Consider the following 15,449-nt stretch of genomic DNA (forward strand, 5'->3'; position numbering starts at 1 on the left):
CTTTTTAAGAGGTATTTTATGTCTCGCTCTATCATGTTGATTCCGGTAGGCACAGGCGTTGGCCTGACCTCCATCAGCCTGGGCATGGTCCGCGCTCTCGAACGTCAGGGTGTCAGGGTCAACTTCTTCAAGCCTGTAGCCCAGCAGCGCCCCGGCGACACAGGTCCGGAACGTTCCTCCACCATTCTCTCCACCTCCCCCACCATCAATCCACCCGAGCCCTTCTCCATGGAGCACGCCCAACAGCGTATCAGCACCGGTGAAACCGATGTGCTCCTGGAAGAGATCGTCGCCCGGGTGAAGTCCGGTGATGAGGGTACAGAGGTACTGATTGTCGAAGGTCTGGTGCCCACTCGCAGCCACCCCTTCGCCAACACCCTGAACAGCAAGACCGCCAAGACCCTGGATTCCGACATCGTGTTCGTGATCAACCCAGGTGCCGACAGCGCGGCCCAGGTGCAGAAGCGCCTGGAGATCATCGTCGACGAGTTCGGCGGCAAGAAGAACAAACGCATCCTGGGCGCCATCATCAACAAGATCGGTGCACCGGTGGATGAGCGTGGTCGTGCCCGCCCTGACCTGTCCGAGGTGTTCGAGCATGACCAGGTGGTTCGCGGTGACCACGCCGACATCTTCCAGCTGTCCGCCAACTCACCGATTCCGATCCTGGGTGCGGTCCCCTACAACCTGGATCTGGTGTCACCCCGCGCCTCCGATCTGGCCAAGCACCTGGGTGCTCGTCTGATCAACGCCGGTGAGATGCACTCACGCCGCCTGCGTCGCGTCAGCTTCTGCACCCGTGCCATCCCCAACATGGTAAACCACCTGCAGGCAGACACCCTGCTGGTGACCTCAGGCGACCGTTCCGACATCGTGGTATCAGCCTGTCTGGCGGCCATGAACGGCACCAAGATCGGCGCCCTGATGCTGACCGGTGGCTATGAGCTGGAGCAGCAGGTCCAGGAGCTGTGCGCCCAGGCGTTCGACACCGGCCTGCCGGTGATGATGGTGGACACCAACACCTGGCAGACCGCCCTGAACATCCAGAACTTCAACCACGAAGTACCCGTGGATGATTCCGCCCGCATCGAACTGCTGCAGGACTACGTGGCCGGCCACATCGATCGCAAGTTCATCGAGAACATGGCCAGCGACTCCAAGCGTGAGAACCTGCTGTCCCCAGCAGCCTTCCGCTACCAGCTGACCGAGTTTGCCCGCCGCGCCAACAAGCGCGTCGTGCTGCCAGAAGGTGACGAGCCCCGTACCGTCAAGGCGGCGGCCATCTGTGCCGAGCGTGGCATCGCCAAGTGCGTGCTGCTGGGTAACCCCGACGAGATCCGCCGCGTCGCCGCACAGCAGGGTGTCACCCTGGGCGACGGCGTCGAGCTGGTGGATCCGGATTCCGCCCGCGAGCGCTACGTTGCCCCCATGTGCGAGCTGCGTAAGAGCAAGGGCCTGACCGAAGTGGTCGCCCGCGAGCAGCTGCAGGACAACGTGGTACTGGGTACCATGATGCTGGCCGAAGATCAGGTCGACGGCCTGGTGTCCGGCGCGGTTCACACCACCGCCAACACCATCCGTCCACCACTGCAGCTGATCAAGACCGCCCCAGGCGCCTCTCTGGTCTCCTCGGTGTTCTTCATGCTGCTGCCTGACCAGGTACTGGTCTACGGTGACTGCGCCATCAACCCGGATCCCAACGCCGAACAGCTGGCCGAGATCGCCATCCAATCCGCCGACTCCGCCAAGGCCTTTGGCATCGAGCCTCGCGTTGCGATGATCTCCTACTCCACCGGCAGCTCCGGCCAGGGTGCGGATGTCGAGAAGGTGCGCGAAGCCACTCGCCTGGCCCAGGAGAAGCGTCCCGACCTGATGATCGACGGTCCTCTGCAGTACGATGCGGCCATCATGCCCAATGTGGCGGCCTCCAAGGCACCCGACAGCCCCGTTGCCGGTAAGGCTACCGTGTTCGTGTTCCCCGACCTGAACACAGGTAACACCACCTACAAGGCGGTGCAGCGTTCCGCAGACCTGATCTCCATCGGTCCGATGCTGCAGGGCATGCGCAAGCCTGTAAACGACCTGTCCCGCGGTGCCCTGGTGGAAGACATCGTCTACACCATCGCCCTGACCGCTATCCAGGCCGACGCCTAACCCGCAGAGCTGCGGTTGTGAAAAAAAGCTGCCTTCAGGGGCAGCTTTTTTTATTTGGCCCTGATGAAGACCCCCGGTTCACCTCCCCCCTCTTGCCGGACCCGGTCGCGGGAAAACACATGGGAATCTCCGCAGTCTCTGCTTCGAAGTTCGCAGAAGAAGCGCTGATTTTTTCCGACCAGATCAAAGTTTTTGTTATTTGCTGGAGCAAATTCAAAATAATCCAGCGAATGAAGAAATATATTGATAAAGTCCCCGGTGCCGCTCTGGATCTGCAAAAGGTCATCAAGTCCGGCTAAGGTTTTGAATAGAATTCGACCCCCAAAAAAAGAAAATGAGGATGAGAGATGTCTGACAACAATCAAGGCTCCGCCTGGAGCCGCCTATGGCAACGGCCCAAAGCCAAATGGCTGATGGGCATCCCGGTCGGTGCCTTCCTGGCCCTGGTGGTCGGCGCCGTGGGTGTGTACGGCACCCAGACTGTGCTGCACGCCACCAGCACCGATGCCTTCTGTATGACCTGCCACTCCAACCACTCCCTGAAGGATGAGGTGATGGCCTCCAGCCACGGTAACAACAGCGTTGGCATTACCGTGACCTGTGCCCAGTGTCACCTGCCTCCAGGTGGCTTCGAGTACCTGGTGAAGAAGATCATCGTGTCCAAGGACATCATCGGTTACATGACCATTGATGGCTTTAACACCCAAGAGTGGCTGGAAGCGAACCGCAAAGAGCAGGCGGAACTGGCTCGCGACTACCTGCGCTCCATCGATTCCCGCACCTGCACCAGCTGCCACTCCAACATCTACGAGAACCAGCCCGAGTCCATGAAGAAAGTGGCCAAGAAGATGCACGCCATGAACTTCAAGAAGGCTGAGGACAAGCGTAAGACCTGTATCGACTGCCACAAGGGCGTAGCGCACCCCTATCCCAAGGGTTAAGCCCGATGGCCGGGTCCGACTCTCTGGGGGTCAGGTGGACACGGCCAAGGTACGATACCAGGCTTTAAATCCGGGGCCACAACCGGATAGCTGACCCAGTAAGCCCGCCTCTCAGGCGGGCTTTCTTTTTGCCGGCGCGCTAGCACCCAGTCAGAGGAGCGAGCGACCCTGCTCCTGCCCCCCACAGGGGATAACTGCCAGCAAAAAGCCCGCCTTCGAGGGGCGGGCTTTTTTTAACCTAAGTGACTTTTTTGGACAAAAAAACCTTTAGATCAACAAGTTACGCATCTGATATTGATCTAATAACAGGCTTGTCCACAGGTTTTGTGGATAACCTTAAAGAGTCTGATTGTGGAGACTGTGCTGAAGCACCATCTCTGTATAGGAGATTAATCCAATTACCTCATGGTTTTCAATCACCGGAGCCTGATTAATGCCAAACTGCTCAAAAAGTCGGGCGCAGTAACGGATGTCCATGTCGGGGTGAACCGCCAATACCGGTTTGGACATGATCTCGTAGAGGTTGACCCGATCCGGGGCCTTGTCACGAGCCATCACCTTCTTACCGATGTCGGAGAGCAGCACCAGTCCATACTCATCGTGCTCATGACGCTTGCTGATGATCAACGCCTCGGCATGATGCTCACGCAGTACCCCCAGTCCTTCGGAGACCGTCTTCAACCCATCGAGCATCACCCACTTCTGGGCCATCACATCCTTTACCTTGATCAGTTCCTGATTCATATCTCGTCTCCAACCCGTTCGGACAGGCACTCAATCTGGTGGGCGACGCCCACGACATCCTCAATATCCAGCTGCAACGCAATGCCGGTGCCCGGCGAGCTGTCAAACTCACCGACCTCGGCGATGCGCTCCAAGATGTTCCGTGCCAGGTGCTCCTCCACCACAAACAGCAACACGTCCCTTTGCACCTCCAGGTGCAGGCCGAAAAAGGTCTTCTTCGGCTTCAGCCCCTCTCCCCGGGCGTGGTTGATCAGGGTCACCCCGGTGGCACCGGCATCTCGGGCCGCCTCGACCAACTGGTCGCTCTTGTCGTCCTCGACGAAGGCGACGATCAATTTAAAGCGCATGCTCTACCTCTTCGATACTCGTTGCATCAGGGTGGTGAGCTGGGCGTAGCCCATCACGCTGATCATGGGAAACAGGCTGGCAAAGGCGATGAGGCCAAAGCCGTCGATCATCGGGCTCCTGCCCGGAATGGTGCTGGCCAGCCCCAGGCCCAGCGCCGCCACCAGGGGAACGGTCACGGTGGAGGTGGTCACCCCTCCGGAATCGTACGCCAGCGGAATCACACTCTTGGGTGCATAGGCGGTCTGGACCACCACCACCAGGTAGCCGGCGAGGATATACCAGTGGATCGGATCACCCACCACGATGCGGTAAGCGCCCAGAGCGATGCCGATGGCGACGCCCAGCGCCACGGCCAGCCTGAGCCCCATAGGGCGAATGGCGCCACCGGACACCTCCTCCGCCTTGATCGCCACCGCCAGCAACGACGGCTCGGCGATGGTGGTGGCAAAACCGATGGCAAAGGCAAACAGGTAGACCCAGTAGTAGTCCTGCCAACTGCCTTGGCCGTCGATTCCCAGGAACAGGGGATCGGTCAGCTGGGTGGCCATCAGCTCGCCGAGGGGAAACAAGGCCCGCTCCAGCCCCACCAGAAACAGCGCCAACCCCAACACCACGGCGACAAACCCCGCCAGCACCTGCCTGAGGTGCGGTATCGGACGTTTGAGAGCCAGGTACTGAAAACCGAACAGCACTGCGACGATGGGCACCACGTCTCCCAGGGTCGAGATCAGGGTACGGACGATGTCAGCTATCCAATCCATGTGCGTACCACGCCGAAAATGAGGACAAACTGCACCGGCAGCAGGGAGGCGAAGGCGATCAGGCCGAAGCCATCGACCATGGGGTTGCGACCCTTGATGGCACTGGCCAGCCCCACCCCCAGGGCGGTCACCAAGGGAACGGTGATGGTGGAGGTGGTCACCCCGCCGGAGTCATAGGCGATGCCGATGATCTCCTCGGGCGCGATCATGGTCAAGGCCATAACGATGACGTAGCCGCCGATGATCAATTTGTGCAACGGCCAACCCTTGAGAATACGGATCACCCCCAGGAGGATGGCACACCCCACGGAGAGGGCCACGGTCAACCTGAGCTGGGTGGCGTAGCTCTGCTGGGCCTCCTCGGTCCGGGCCAGGTGGCCCCCGGCGGCCGCCACCTCGGCCGCTTCATCGGCTACGGCAATCAGCGCCGGTTCCGCCACCGTGGTGCCGAACCCGAGGAGAAACGCGAAGAGCAGCAGAGGCGCCAAGGCCCCCTTGCGGGCGAAAGACTGGGCCAGGGTCTCTCCGATGGGAAAGAGCCCCATCTCCAGGCCGAAGATAAACAGGGTTAATCCTATGACCACCAGTCCCATGCCCAGGACAATGTCGATCACACTGGGAAGCGGCTGTTGCAACACCGCCAGCTGGAAGAGGGACACCACCAGCACTATGGGCAGCAGATCCCGGCAACTTCCCAATAACGCCAACAACGCTCGATACACGCAAGCTCCTGCATTTCCAATGCTTCTTGCCGAATGGCAGGCGGCTGTGATTCACCGCCCGGCACCACGCGGCGCCAGCTACATTTTTACAACAATTCCCTTGCCAGATAACGGGATATTTGCTGGGAATCGAAAAAAGGGTGATCCCGATCCGGTTTTTCCTTTGTTTCAGGAACTTGGAATTCATTAATGGCACAGCCGCGCATCGATAGCGGAACGCCCTTGCCCGGTGGTCACCGCTAGTGTCACCGCCATGGCGCTGCTATGATGTGCGTTCGCCACCTGAAAGGACGCCCGCCGAGATGATCCGAATTGCCCTGTTGCTTCTGCTGCCGATACTGGGCGGCTGCACCCCCGCCGCAGGTCCAGACCTGCCGCCGGAGAAAGTGGCGGTGAAATTTTTCGAGGCGATCTATGTCGACCGGGATGTCGGCAAGGCCCTGCCGATGGTGGATGACGGACTCAAGGACCTGTTTCAGCACTACAAGCTGGCCAGCCAGGTTCAGCGCAACCTGTTTGGGCTCTACATGGAGCAGGCGGAGGTCGAGCTCTCCTCCACCAATGCCGACTTCTTCAGGCGCCGCAACTACGACATCCTGGTCACCATAAAACTGAAGGGGCTGGTCCGTGGCTACATGAGGCAGGACCTGAGGGAGATCCGCCTGCAGCGACTGCAGGACAGGTGGATGGTGACCGAGATCAAAGAGGACCGCTGGCTGACCAACGGTTGAGCATCAAAAAAAACCAACGCACTGGCGTTGGTTTTTTTTGATGACCCGAGGATCTCAGTCCAGGTAGGCGTCTTCATCCAGATCAACGGGCAACTCGCCTGCCACTTCATCCTGCACCTGATAATAGGCCTCTTCGTAGTCTTGCATTTCCATAAACCCGCCTTAATCCTGAATAGTGAACTCACCACACCATTGATGTGAGTAAGACAAGTCTACCACCAAAGCCCCCTCCTCACGAATATTTCACCAGAAACTGCAATATGTTAGATTATTTCACCAAAGGTGGTTAAAACGGCCCGTCTCACAGAAAATATCGCCGGTTCCGAAGTTTTTTTTCATCACCAGAAGGGCCGCTGACTGTCAGTCTCGAGGGTTTGGCCAGGGATGACGGGCCCGTCGAGGAGTTCGATTGCTGGCATGGTGGCTCCAGGTCAACCGCGAGTGACGGCGAGAAAGTGCATCGGGTCGGCCCCGACGGTGCTCCAATCAGCCCGGGTAGCGCCCCTTTCCCTGACGGCTTCCAGCAGCCTGATGCCCGCACCAGCAGCACCGTCCGCTAGCCATCGACACGCCCTAAGCGGTAGTGAAAGACCTTGAGCCCCCGGTCCGGATCCGACTCGGGGAAGCTGGGCGGATTGGGCAACTGGTCCACCAGGGACAGCGATGGTGCATGCTCGGCCACCTGAGCGGTAAGGAAATCGCGGCTGAGCTCGGGCGCATTCAGGCACAGCAGGGCGTCGCCATCGGGGGCCAGCAGTTCAGGCAGGCGACGCAACACCCGGCAGTAATCCTTGGTGGCAATAAAACTGCCGTGCTGGAAGCTGGGCGGGTCGATCACCACCAGGTCATAGGGCCCCAACTTCTTCAGCTTGCCGAAGGTTTTGAACAGATCATGCGCCAGGTAACGAACCCCGCTTCCCAGCTTATTCTTGGCATGATTGCGCTTGCCGGTTTTCAGGGCACCACCGCTCATGTCCAGGTTGACCACAGACTCGGCCCCGCCGGCGCAGGCCGCCACGGAGAAACCACAGGTGTAGGCAAACAGGTTGAGCACCCGTTTGCCCCGGGCATGAGCGCGAACCCAGCGCCGGCCTTCCGCCATATCCAGAAACAGGCCGTGGTTCTGTCCCCGCATCAGGTCCACCAGAAACAGTTCCTGTCCCTCTCTGATCCAGTGGGGTGAAGGCACCTGTCCCGCCATCTGCAGGGTGGCTGCCGGAGAGACACCTCGATTCTGCCATACCAGGTTGAGGGGGGCCCCCTCCCCAGCCTGAGACCACCACTGTTCCACCTGCTGCCGCCAAAGCCGCATCTGCTCCGGCTCGGGGGTGGTGAAGGTGGTCAGCAGCAACACCGGCGGATAGAGGTCCAGGGTCAGGCTCTCCAGGCCAGGGTAACAGTGACCCCGGCCATGAAACAGGCGCTGAGCCTGATCCAGCGCCACCGTGGTTGGCAGGTGTGGGATCAGGGCGGTCATCGGTCCGCCTCCTGCTGCAAGGGACGGCGGATCGGCTTACCGGTCATGGTCACCGGAATGGCCAGGCTGCGGCTCTGAGGCTCTCCCTCCAACAGGGCGGCAAGCCAACGTCCCCCCTGGGTCGCTTCCAGGCCGATCTTGACGATCATGGTCAGGGGCACCGACAACAACATCCCCACGGAGCCCAACAACCATCCCCAGAAGATCAACGACAGAAACACCACCAGGGTGGAGAGGCCCAGGCCGCGGCCCATCATTCTCGGCTCAACCACGTTCCCCATGAACATGTTCACCGAGACGTAGAGACCGGCCACGGCGGCGGCGCCGCCAGCCCCCAACTGGATCAGTGCCAGGGCCACGGGGGGCACTGCGGCGATGATTGAGCCGATATTGGGGATATAGTTAAACAGGAAGGCCACCACTCCCCACAGGATGAAGTAGTCCACCCCGATCAGGTAGAGGCCAACGCCACAGATAACACCGGTCCCCAGGCTCACCAGGGTCTTAATCGCCAGGTAGCGGTTGACCGACTCCAGGAAACGGTCGATCTGCAACATCCTCATATGGGGATCGTCCAGGGCGTAGTGAAGCTTTCTGGGCAGGCTGGAAGCCTCAAACAGCATAAACACCACGGTCAGGACAATCAGCAGCAGGTTGGCCATCACCGCACCGATGCCGGAAAGCATGTCGGTGGCCAGGCTCATCAGTTTCCCCGGATCGAACTGCTCCTTGAGCAGTTCGATGGACACTGGAACATTGAAGCGCACGGCCAGGTCCGCCAGGGCATGGAACTGATCGGTCAACTGACTGCGATAGTGGGGGAGCTGGGCGGTGAAATCGTTGATGGAACTGCCAATCAGGGCGCCAAGCCAGGTGCCGACCGCCAACACCAGCACCATCACCATGATGATCGCCAGCCACTTGGGCAGCCTCATGCGGGTCATGAGCCGAACCAGGGGGCTGCAGATGATGGCGATGAAGATCGCCAGCAGGAAGGGCACCACTATGGTGCTGGCACTCTTGATGCCGGCCAGCACCACCACCAGGGCGGCGCACACCATCAGGCTGCGTTGAAAAGAGCTCATAGTCATCCGTTGTCTGGGTGGGAAGGACACAGTATATCCTGTTATCTTAAACAGATAACTCCCGATTGAAACCGAAAGGGACCTGCGGGCCCCCAAGGAGACAGGATGACGAATACCGACCGCCAGGACGACCACCAGGCGAGGGTGCGCCGCTACTACTGCAGCTTTGGCGCCAACCTGAGGCCGAAGGAGAACGCCTCGTACGCCCTGTCCTGGCTGTGTGAGCAGTTTCATCGGGTGACCCTCAGCGGTGTCATCGCCACCGAGCCTGAGGAGATGGTGTCGTCGCTGCCCTTCATTAACTTTGCCTTCTGGTTCGACAGCCCCCTGTCGCCTCAGCAGGTGAAGTCGCACTTCAATCGCCAGGAGGAGAAGCGGGGCAGAGACAGGAGCGATCCGCTCAGCAGCATCAAGGATCGGCCGCTGGATCTGGACATCCTTTCGGTCGATCGTGCGCCGACGCTGGCAACCCAACCCGACTACCTGGTTCCTCTGCTCAGGCAGCTGCTGTGCAACGCCCCCCTGGAGAGGGAAACGGTGCCGATCCTCCTCGGCTCCCTAAAGCTGGGCGACGCCACGTCCACCATCTACCGGGATACGGGCACCGGTCATATACGGGTTGTTGACCAACATCCATAACGCCTGCCAGATCGGTTCGAGCCCCCCCTCGACCTCAAGCAGGGTACGACTGAGCACCTGCTGCCGGTAGGCTTCTCCATGCTCCTCCAGAAACAGGATGGGACCCGGCTCGATGGTGTTGACGCGAACCCGGGGGGCCAGTTGCCTGGCCCAAGACTGGGCCAGGCTGTCGAGCCCCGCCTTGGTGGCACAGTAGAGGCTGTAGTCCGCATTGGGGTGATGCACGTAGATGTCGGTTAGGTTGACTACGCAGCCGGAGGCGTTGGAGAGGGCGCGCTGGAGGCGCCTGACCAGGATGTAGGGGGCCTGAAGATGGAGCCGATGAAATCGCTGCAACTGCTCAATTCCCTGCTCGAGCCTCTGTGCATCGACCTGATAGAGGGAGGCGTTATTGATCAGCAGATCCACCCGGTCGGTCTGCGCCAGCAACTGGTCACACCAATCCCGGGTCTCAGCGTCGTCGGTCAGATCCACCCTGGAGGCAGAGAGCCGGGGGTCGGCATCGGGCTCGGAGGTCAGATATTGACCAAAGACCCGATATCCCTGTTGCAGCAGCCGTCTGGTGAGATGTGCACCCAGGCGGCGACCACAGCCGGTAACCACAGCAACAGGTTGCATGGCACTGAACTCCTTGTTGAAAAAGTACGTATGCTAATTTTGTATAAGTCTACTTAGTATCACAGATGCCGGGCATTTGCCCCAAGCAGTGCGACAACGGGTGAGGAGGCAGTTATGAAAATTCTGGTCACCGGGGGCACCGGCTTTGTCGGCCGCCGCCTACTGAAGCAACTGGGCAGTGCCCATCAACTGGTGGTGATCAGCCGCCACCCCGAGCGAGCTTCACAGCAGTTGCAGCAGCAGGGGATCGAGGCGGAGTGTATCGGCATAGCGGCGTTACCCTGGCTCCAGGGGGTAGACGCCGTCATCAACCTGGCCGGAGAGCCCATCGCCGATCGACGCTGGAGCGGCAAGCAGAAACACCTCATCTGTGACAGCAGGTGGCGCCTCACCCAGACACTGAGCGACTGGATACTCGCACAGGAGTTCCCGCCCAAGGTGTTTATCAGCGCCTCGGCCATCGGCATCTATGGTACCGATTCCGATGAGATCCAGGACGAGGACACCCCGCTGGTCTACAACGAGCAGGATTTCGCCCAGAAGGTTTGCCACACCTGGGAGTCTCTGGCCATGCAAGCCTCACCCCACACCCGGGTGTGCGTCCTGAGGATTGGCCTGGTGCTGGGTGAAGGCGGCGCCCTGAGAAAGATGCTTCCAGCGTTCCGGGCCGGCGTCGGCGGGCCGATTGGGGATGGCAGCCAAACCATGTCCTGGATCCATATCGACGACCTGGTTGCGGTTATCGGCTACCTGATGATGACGGACGACTGCCAGGGGGTGTTCAACGGCACCACGCCAGCCCCGGTCAGCAACAAAGAGTTCAGCCGGACGCTGGGGCGCACCCTGAGACGCCCCGCCTTCATGGCGGTGCCGGCGGCGGTGTTGAAGCTGGCCCTAGGGGAGATGTCCTCCCTGCTGCTGAAGGGGCAGCGGGTCCTGCCCAACCGCCTGGTCAGGCACGGATTCAGCTTCCGCTACCCTGAGCTGCCTGCCGCCCTGGAAGCGGTGCTAGGGCGCTAGCCCCTGAGCAGCGCACTGCACTGGTTGGCCAGCAGACGGCGGCAGGCAAGCATGCCAATGGCGCCGATGAGCAGGGCCCCCAGCAGCGGGATAAGGAACCACCACAGGGTGTGACCATTGACCACCAGGTTGAACACCTGGCTTTTCAGCAGGGCCAGGGTAAGTTCGGTCACCACCACTGCCAGCAGGCCGGCTACGGCCCCCAACAACAGGAACTCCCAGGCGACCGCTCTTCTCAGTAAGCTGCCTCCCGCTCCCAGGGTGCGCATGATCGCCAGCTCCTGACGGCGGCTGGCCATCCCCGCCTCGGTCTGGGCAATGAGCACCATGGCACTGGCCAACACCACCACCAACAGCACCAGGCTCAGGGCCAGAGACACCTGGTCGATGACCTCCCTCAGTTGGACAATGATGGCGCCCACGTCGATGACCGAGACGGTGGGAAACTGCTGAATCAACTCGCCCACCAGGCTGGGGGCCCCCTCGGGATGTTTGAAGCTGGCGATGTAGGTTGCGGGGAAGTGCACCAGGGCGGCCGGGGGAAAGATCATGAAGAAATTGGGTTGCATGGTCTCCCAATTCACCTTGCGCAGACTGGTGACCCGCACCTCGACAGGCTGAGTATCGATGGTAAAGGTCAGGCGGTCCCCCAGGCCGATGCCGAGCCGCTCTGCCACCTGGTATTCCACGGACACCTCACCCAAGGCATCCCCTTCGAACCAGCGTCCGGCCACCACAGGATTATTGGGCGGCAGGGTGTCACTGAAGGTCAGATTCAGCTCCCGGCCTATGCCCGTAGGCCCCTGTTGTGGTGCGGGTTCCCCCTCCTCCTTAGTCACCGGTTGGCGAATCTGTTCAGAATTGATGGCGGTAAGACGCCCGCGAACAACCGGGTAGAAGTCGGTAGCCTGCACCTGACGCTCGGCCAGGAACGCCCCCATGGCAGGCAAGTCGTCCAGGCTGATGTTGACCAGGAAGTGATCGGGCGTTCCCTGTGGCAGCTGTTTCTGCCAATCGGCGAGGATGTCCTGGCGCAGCGCCAGGATGGTCAGCAGCAGCACCAGTGATACGGAGAAGCCCACCAGCTGCACCGCATTGTCCCGGGCACGCCGCCGCAGTCCGGCGATGGCAAGCTGCAGCGGCGTGCCGGTGCGCATTCCCAACTGGCGGCCCCAGTTCAGCAGCAGCCAGGCAACCAGCAGGAGCAGCAGGGCCAGTACCGCCCCGCCCAACAACAGCACACCGGTCATCCTGGCATTGCCGCTGTACAGGTAAGCGAGCAGGGCCAGGGCAGCCACAGAGAGCAGACCGTTGAGCCAACCCTGCCAGCGCACCGGCCCCAGGTCACGACGCAGCACCCTAAGCGGCGGTATGGCCAGCAAGCGCAGCAATGGGTAGAGGGTGAATCCGAAACCGGCAACCAGCCCGGTGGCGGCCCCCAGGGAGAGCGGCCTGGCAAATGACGCCTCTCCCCGGCTCAACTCCTGCGGCAGCCAGGCGAGCAGCCCCTCAGCCGCCAGCAGGCCGGCCAGGAGACCCAGCAGTATGCCCAGCAGGGTCACGAGCGAGAGGTGGGTTACAAAGATGCCCCTGACCTGGTTGTGTGACGCGCCCAGGGTCTTCAGCATGGCAACAGCATCATAGTGGCGAAGGCAGTACCTCTGGGTGGCGACCGAGATGGCCGCACAGGCCAGGGCGATGCCCAACAGGGCCGTCAGCAGCAGGAACTGCTCGGCACGCTGGATGGCCCTGGATACGGGGGAGTCCTGGCTGCGGACATCGACCCAACGCTGTGATGTGGTCAAGCGGCCATTGAGCCAGTGGGCGTAGTCCCTGAGGGCATCGGCGGAACCCACAAACTGGTAGCGCCAATTGAGGCGACTGCCCGGCTGCACCACCGCGGTCGCCGCCACATCGGCAAGGTTCATCAGCGCCACCGGGGCGGAGGCAAAAAGGTTGAAGCCCCCATCGGGTAATCGGCGAATCGCCTGTGTCAGCCGGAAGCTGGCCTGGCCTAACTCCGCCGTCTGTCCCTGCTGAATCCAGCCCGCAAGGCGACTGTCCAGCCAGAGGGCGCCAGGTGCCGGCAGGCTGACCTCGGCCCCGCCAACCAGTTCGATGGAGCCTCGCAGCGGGTACTGCGGCGACACGGCTTTGACAGTCACCAGCTGGAAGCGCTCGTCGGAGAAGAGCATGGACTGAAACTCCAACGTGGTGGAGACCCTCAGCCCCCTCTCTCTGGCAGCCTGCAGCCACTGTTCGTCCACCTCCCTGGGCGATGACAGCACCCGGTCCGCCGCCAAGAAGGTGCTGGCCTGGCGAACAATGGACGCCTGGAGGCGATCGGACACCAGTGCCAGGGCGGTGACGGCGGCGACGGCGAGGATCAGGGCCGCGGCAATGAGCCGTAGCTGGCCATGAGCCAGCTCCCGCCGAAACAGCCTCCACGCCAGGGGAAAGGTGGTCATAACGCCTCCAGCCTGCCGCTCACCATCTGTACCCGGGTGACACAACGCTCTGCCAGTTTGAGATCATGGGTAACCAGCACCAGGGTGGTGTGGTGCTCCTGATTCAGCTGAAACAACAGGTCCTCGACCCTGGCGCTGTTGGCCTGATCCAGGTTGCCGGTGGGTTCATCGGCAAACAGGATGTCCGGACGGGTAACGAAGGCCCGGGCTATGGCGACCCTCTGCTGCTCTCCTCCGGACAACTGATTGGGGAAGTGATCCAAACGATGAGAGAGGCCGACCCGCTGCAACATGTTCTCGGCCTGGGTGCGAGCATCCTCGGCTCCGGCCAGCTCCATGGGCAGCATGACGTTCTCCAGTGCGGTGAGGCTTTCGACCAACATAAAGGACTGGAAGATGAACCCCACTTTCCTGCCCCTGAGGTTGGCCCTCTGCTCCTCATCCATCTGATGCAGGGGTTCTCCAGCCAACCAGATCTCTCCGCTGGACGCCATGTCGAGTCCTGCCAGCAGAGAGAGGAGCGTGGATTTACCGGCTCCGGAGGGGCCGGTAACGGCAATGGACTCACCCGACTTGACATCCAGGTCGACGCCCTGAAGGATCTGAAGTTCACCGTCCAGCGTAGGAACCTTTTGTTCCAACCCCTGGACCCGTATGGCTAGCGTAGTGTTAGATTCCGGCATAATTATGGTAATTCGTTCCTTTTTACTGACAGTTATACTGCTTTTACCATCCATTGGTTTAGCTAACAGTGTAACGATTCTTATCCTGGGTGACAGCCTTAGCGCCAGCTACGGTATGAGTGAACGGGAGGGGTGGGTCCACCAACTTAACAGAGACTTGGACAATATTCTTCTTATCAATGCGTCGGTCAGTGGCGAAACGACGGGCGGCGCCCTGAGGAGGCTACCCGCCCTTCTGCAGCAGCATCGGCCCGACTGGGTGTTTGTGGAACTGGGGGGTAACGATGGGTTGAGAGGGTTCCCACCGCCACTGCTCAAGAGGAATCTTGGAAAGATACTGGACCACTCGATGGCTGCCGGCAGCGCGGTGATGCTGTCACAGGTTATGGTGCCGCCGAACTATGGCCCCAGGTATGCCAGTCAGTTTGAACAGGTGTTCAAAGATCTGAGTCGGGAGTATCAGGTTCCGCTGATTCCCTTCTTTATGACGGAGATCGCGCCCTATCCCGAGCTGATGCAGGGCGACGGTATCCACCCCAACCGAAAAGCCCAGGGGAGTATTGCCGATTTTCTTCAGCCCTACTTCGAGCGTTATGCCAATGGCGGGGACTGAGAAAACCCTGTGCCACTTTGAGGCCGCGGCCGTGTCACCGTCAACTTGGATCGTTGCCAACGGCAGGTGGGCCGGTTTCAAAGTCCCAAAACGATAAAGCCACCCGTAGGTGGCTTTATCGTTTTTTGGTGGAGCTACACGGGATCGAACCGTGGACCTCTTGCATGCCATGCAAGCGCTCTCCCAGCTGAGCTATAGCCCCACTTTTGCTTTGTAACAAAGCGAATAAGTGGCGTCCCTTACGGGATTGGCGCCCCGTTGCGGCCGTGCATAGAGGGCGCGGTGTCTACACCGCCCGGCCCCTGTCGGCATCAACAGATAAGTGGCGTCCCCTAGGGGATTCGAACCCCTGTTACCGCCGTGAAAGGGCGGTGTCCTAGGCCTCTAGACGAAGGGGACCCTGGACTGTCACCGTTTAGGCTCTGGTGACATGAGCGAGCAAGTG

The 15,449-nt window shown here is 60.7% G+C and carries 16 protein-coding genes and 2 tRNA genes; 7 read left to right on the forward strand and 11 right to left on the reverse strand.

The window, feature by feature from the left end; genetic code table 11:
- Nucleotides 1-18: 18 nt before the first annotated feature.
- The 3 genes from pta (at nucleotide 19) to FCL40_RS16360 (ending at nucleotide 3,095) form a co-directional block, all read left to right on the forward strand.
- On the forward strand, nucleotides 19-2,154 hold the full coding sequence (gene pta / locus FCL40_RS16350; RefSeq protein ID WP_136854377.1) for a phosphate acetyltransferase: 2,136 nt from the start codon (nucleotides 19-21) through the stop codon (nucleotides 2,152-2,154).
- Nucleotides 2,155-2,171: 17 nt separating this feature from the next.
- Nucleotides 2,172-2,453: a hypothetical protein gene (locus FCL40_RS16355; RefSeq protein WP_136854378.1), complete on the forward strand. Its 282-nt coding sequence runs from the start codon at nucleotides 2,172-2,174 to the stop codon at nucleotides 2,451-2,453.
- A 114-nt stretch (nucleotides 2,454-2,567) separates the two neighbouring features.
- A complete protein-coding gene (locus FCL40_RS16360) occupies nucleotides 2,568-3,095 on the forward strand; it encodes a NapC/NirT family cytochrome c (RefSeq protein WP_136854393.1) in 528 nt (175 codons plus the stop codon).
- A 336-nt stretch (nucleotides 3,096-3,431) separates the two neighbouring features.
- Here FCL40_RS16360 and FCL40_RS16365 read toward each other — a convergent pair whose 3' ends face one another.
- Genes FCL40_RS16365 through FCL40_RS16380 form a run of 4 tightly spaced genes read right to left on the reverse strand, consistent with a single transcriptional unit; the run spans nucleotide 3,432 to nucleotide 5,670 of the window.
- Nucleotides 3,432-3,839: a CBS domain-containing protein gene (locus tag FCL40_RS16365; RefSeq protein ID WP_136854379.1), complete on the reverse strand. Its 408-nt coding sequence runs from the start codon at nucleotides 3,837-3,839 to the stop codon at nucleotides 3,432-3,434.
- Nucleotides 3,836-4,186, reverse strand: coding sequence for a P-II family nitrogen regulator (locus tag FCL40_RS16370; protein ID WP_136854380.1), 351 nt, complete (start codon nucleotides 4,184-4,186; stop codon nucleotides 3,836-3,838). Before FCL40_RS16370 ends, FCL40_RS16365 begins: the two co-directional genes overlap by 4 nt.
- Nucleotides 4,187-4,189: 3 nt before the next feature.
- On the reverse strand, nucleotides 4,190-4,948 hold the full coding sequence (locus FCL40_RS16375; protein ID WP_136854381.1) for a DUF1538 domain-containing protein: 759 nt from the start codon (nucleotides 4,946-4,948) through the stop codon (nucleotides 4,190-4,192).
- Nucleotides 4,936-5,670, reverse strand: a complete 735-nt coding sequence (locus FCL40_RS16380) for a DUF1538 domain-containing protein (RefSeq protein ID WP_136854382.1) — start codon at nucleotides 5,668-5,670, stop codon at nucleotides 4,936-4,938. The genes FCL40_RS16375 and FCL40_RS16380 overlap by 13 nt, the downstream gene beginning before the upstream one ends.
- 302 nt (nucleotides 5,671-5,972) lie before the next feature.
- Between FCL40_RS16380 and FCL40_RS16385 the strand changes: the two genes are divergently transcribed.
- Nucleotides 5,973-6,401 (forward strand): hypothetical protein, encoded by a 429-nt coding sequence (locus tag FCL40_RS16385; protein ID WP_136854383.1) that lies wholly within the window; start codon nucleotides 5,973-5,975, stop codon nucleotides 6,399-6,401.
- Between the two features lie 556 nt (nucleotides 6,402-6,957).
- Here FCL40_RS16385 and FCL40_RS16390 read toward each other — a convergent pair.
- Both FCL40_RS16390 and FCL40_RS16395 read right to left on the reverse strand, forming a co-directional pair.
- Nucleotides 6,958-7,878, reverse strand: a complete 921-nt coding sequence (locus FCL40_RS16390) for a class I SAM-dependent methyltransferase (RefSeq protein WP_136854384.1) — start codon at nucleotides 7,876-7,878, stop codon at nucleotides 6,958-6,960.
- Nucleotides 7,875-8,969 (reverse strand): AI-2E family transporter, encoded by a 1,095-nt coding sequence (locus tag FCL40_RS16395; RefSeq protein ID WP_136854385.1) that lies wholly within the window; start codon nucleotides 8,967-8,969, stop codon nucleotides 7,875-7,877. The genes FCL40_RS16390 and FCL40_RS16395 overlap by 4 nt, the downstream gene beginning before the upstream one ends.
- A 99-nt stretch (nucleotides 8,970-9,068) precedes the next feature.
- Between FCL40_RS16395 and FCL40_RS16400 the strand changes: the two genes are divergently transcribed.
- Nucleotides 9,069-9,602, forward strand: a complete 534-nt coding sequence (locus tag FCL40_RS16400) for a 2-amino-4-hydroxy-6-hydroxymethyldihydropteridine diphosphokinase (RefSeq protein WP_136854386.1) — start codon at nucleotides 9,069-9,071, stop codon at nucleotides 9,600-9,602.
- Here the strand turns inward: FCL40_RS16400 and FCL40_RS16405 are convergent.
- Entirely contained in the window at nucleotides 9,522-10,220 is a 699-nt protein-coding gene (locus FCL40_RS16405; protein WP_136854387.1) for an SDR family oxidoreductase, read from the reverse strand. The two genes, FCL40_RS16400 and FCL40_RS16405, sit on opposite strands and share 81 nt — an antisense overlap.
- A gap of 114 nt (nucleotides 10,221-10,334) precedes the next feature.
- Here FCL40_RS16405 and FCL40_RS16410 point away from each other — a divergent pair, with 114 nt between their 5' ends.
- Nucleotides 10,335-11,240: a TIGR01777 family oxidoreductase gene (locus tag FCL40_RS16410; protein ID WP_136854388.1), complete on the forward strand. Its 906-nt coding sequence runs from the start codon at nucleotides 10,335-10,337 to the stop codon at nucleotides 11,238-11,240.
- Here FCL40_RS16410 and FCL40_RS16415 read toward each other — a convergent pair.
- Complete coding sequence (locus FCL40_RS16415) at nucleotides 11,237-13,708, reverse strand: ABC transporter permease (RefSeq protein ID WP_136854389.1); 2,472 nt, start codon at nucleotides 13,706-13,708, stop codon at nucleotides 11,237-11,239. The genes FCL40_RS16410 and FCL40_RS16415 overlap by 4 nt on opposite strands.
- Nucleotides 13,705-14,391 (reverse strand): ABC transporter ATP-binding protein, encoded by a 687-nt coding sequence (locus FCL40_RS16420; RefSeq protein WP_136854390.1) that lies wholly within the window; start codon nucleotides 14,389-14,391, stop codon nucleotides 13,705-13,707. Before FCL40_RS16420 ends, FCL40_RS16415 begins: the two co-directional genes overlap by 4 nt.
- Before the next feature lie 4 nt (nucleotides 14,392-14,395).
- Here FCL40_RS16420 and FCL40_RS16425 point away from each other — a divergent pair, with 4 nt between their 5' ends.
- Nucleotides 14,396-15,004, forward strand: a complete 609-nt coding sequence (locus FCL40_RS16425) for an arylesterase (protein ID WP_136854391.1) — start codon at nucleotides 14,396-14,398, stop codon at nucleotides 15,002-15,004.
- A 126-nt stretch (nucleotides 15,005-15,130) separates the two neighbouring features.
- On the opposite strand, the gene FCL40_RS16430 is transcribed toward FCL40_RS16425, so the two are convergent.
- Together FCL40_RS16430 and FCL40_RS16435 are read right to left on the reverse strand one after the other, a co-directional pair.
- Nucleotides 15,131-15,206, reverse strand: a tRNA-Ala gene (locus FCL40_RS16430).
- Nucleotides 15,207-15,327: 121 nt separating this feature from the next.
- A tRNA-Glu gene (locus FCL40_RS16435) sits at nucleotides 15,328-15,403 on the reverse strand.
- Nucleotides 15,404-15,449: the final 46 nt, after the last annotated feature.

The sequence above is a fragment of the Ferrimonas sediminicola genome (assembly GCF_005116715.1).
Taxonomy (GTDB): domain Bacteria; phylum Pseudomonadota; class Gammaproteobacteria; order Enterobacterales; family Shewanellaceae; genus Ferrimonas; species Ferrimonas sediminicola.

Excerpts from the sequence above, each read along its gene's own strand:
- FCL40_RS16365 (WP_136854379.1), bottom strand. The coding sequence starts at position 3,839 with ATGAATCAGGAACTGATCAAGGTAAAGGATGTGATGGCCCAGAAGTGG.
- FCL40_RS16420 (WP_136854390.1), bottom strand. The coding sequence starts at position 14,391 with ATGCCGGAATCTAACACTACGCTAGCCATACGGGTCCAGGGGTTGGAA.
- FCL40_RS16415 (WP_136854389.1), bottom strand. The coding sequence starts at position 13,708 with ATGACCACCTTTCCCCTGGCGTGGAGGCTGTTTCGGCGGGAGCTGGCT.
- FCL40_RS16395 (WP_136854385.1), bottom strand. The coding sequence starts at position 8,969 with ATGACTATGAGCTCTTTTCAACGCAGCCTGATGGTGTGCGCCGCCCTG.
- FCL40_RS16425 (WP_136854391.1), top strand. The coding sequence starts at position 14,396 with ATGGTAATTCGTTCCTTTTTACTGACAGTTATACTGCTTTTACCATCC.
- FCL40_RS16360 (WP_136854393.1), top strand. The coding sequence starts at position 2,568 with ATGGGCATCCCGGTCGGTGCCTTCCTGGCCCTGGTGGTCGGCGCCGTG.
- pta (WP_136854377.1), top strand. The coding sequence starts at position 19 with ATGTCTCGCTCTATCATGTTGATTCCGGTAGGCACAGGCGTTGGCCTG.
- FCL40_RS16375 (WP_136854381.1), bottom strand. The coding sequence starts at position 4,948 with ATGGATTGGATAGCTGACATCGTCCGTACCCTGATCTCGACCCTGGGA.
- FCL40_RS16370 (WP_136854380.1), bottom strand. The coding sequence starts at position 4,186 with ATGCGCTTTAAATTGATCGTCGCCTTCGTCGAGGACGACAAGAGCGAC.
- FCL40_RS16385 (WP_136854383.1), top strand. The coding sequence starts at position 5,973 with ATGATCCGAATTGCCCTGTTGCTTCTGCTGCCGATACTGGGCGGCTGC.
- FCL40_RS16400 (WP_136854386.1), top strand. The coding sequence starts at position 9,069 with ATGACGAATACCGACCGCCAGGACGACCACCAGGCGAGGGTGCGCCGC.
- FCL40_RS16410 (WP_136854388.1), top strand. The coding sequence starts at position 10,335 with ATGAAAATTCTGGTCACCGGGGGCACCGGCTTTGTCGGCCGCCGCCTA.
- FCL40_RS16405 (WP_136854387.1), bottom strand. The coding sequence starts at position 10,220 with ATGCAACCTGTTGCTGTGGTTACCGGCTGTGGTCGCCGCCTGGGTGCA.
- FCL40_RS16390 (WP_136854384.1), bottom strand. The coding sequence starts at position 7,878 with ATGACCGCCCTGATCCCACACCTGCCAACCACGGTGGCGCTGGATCAG.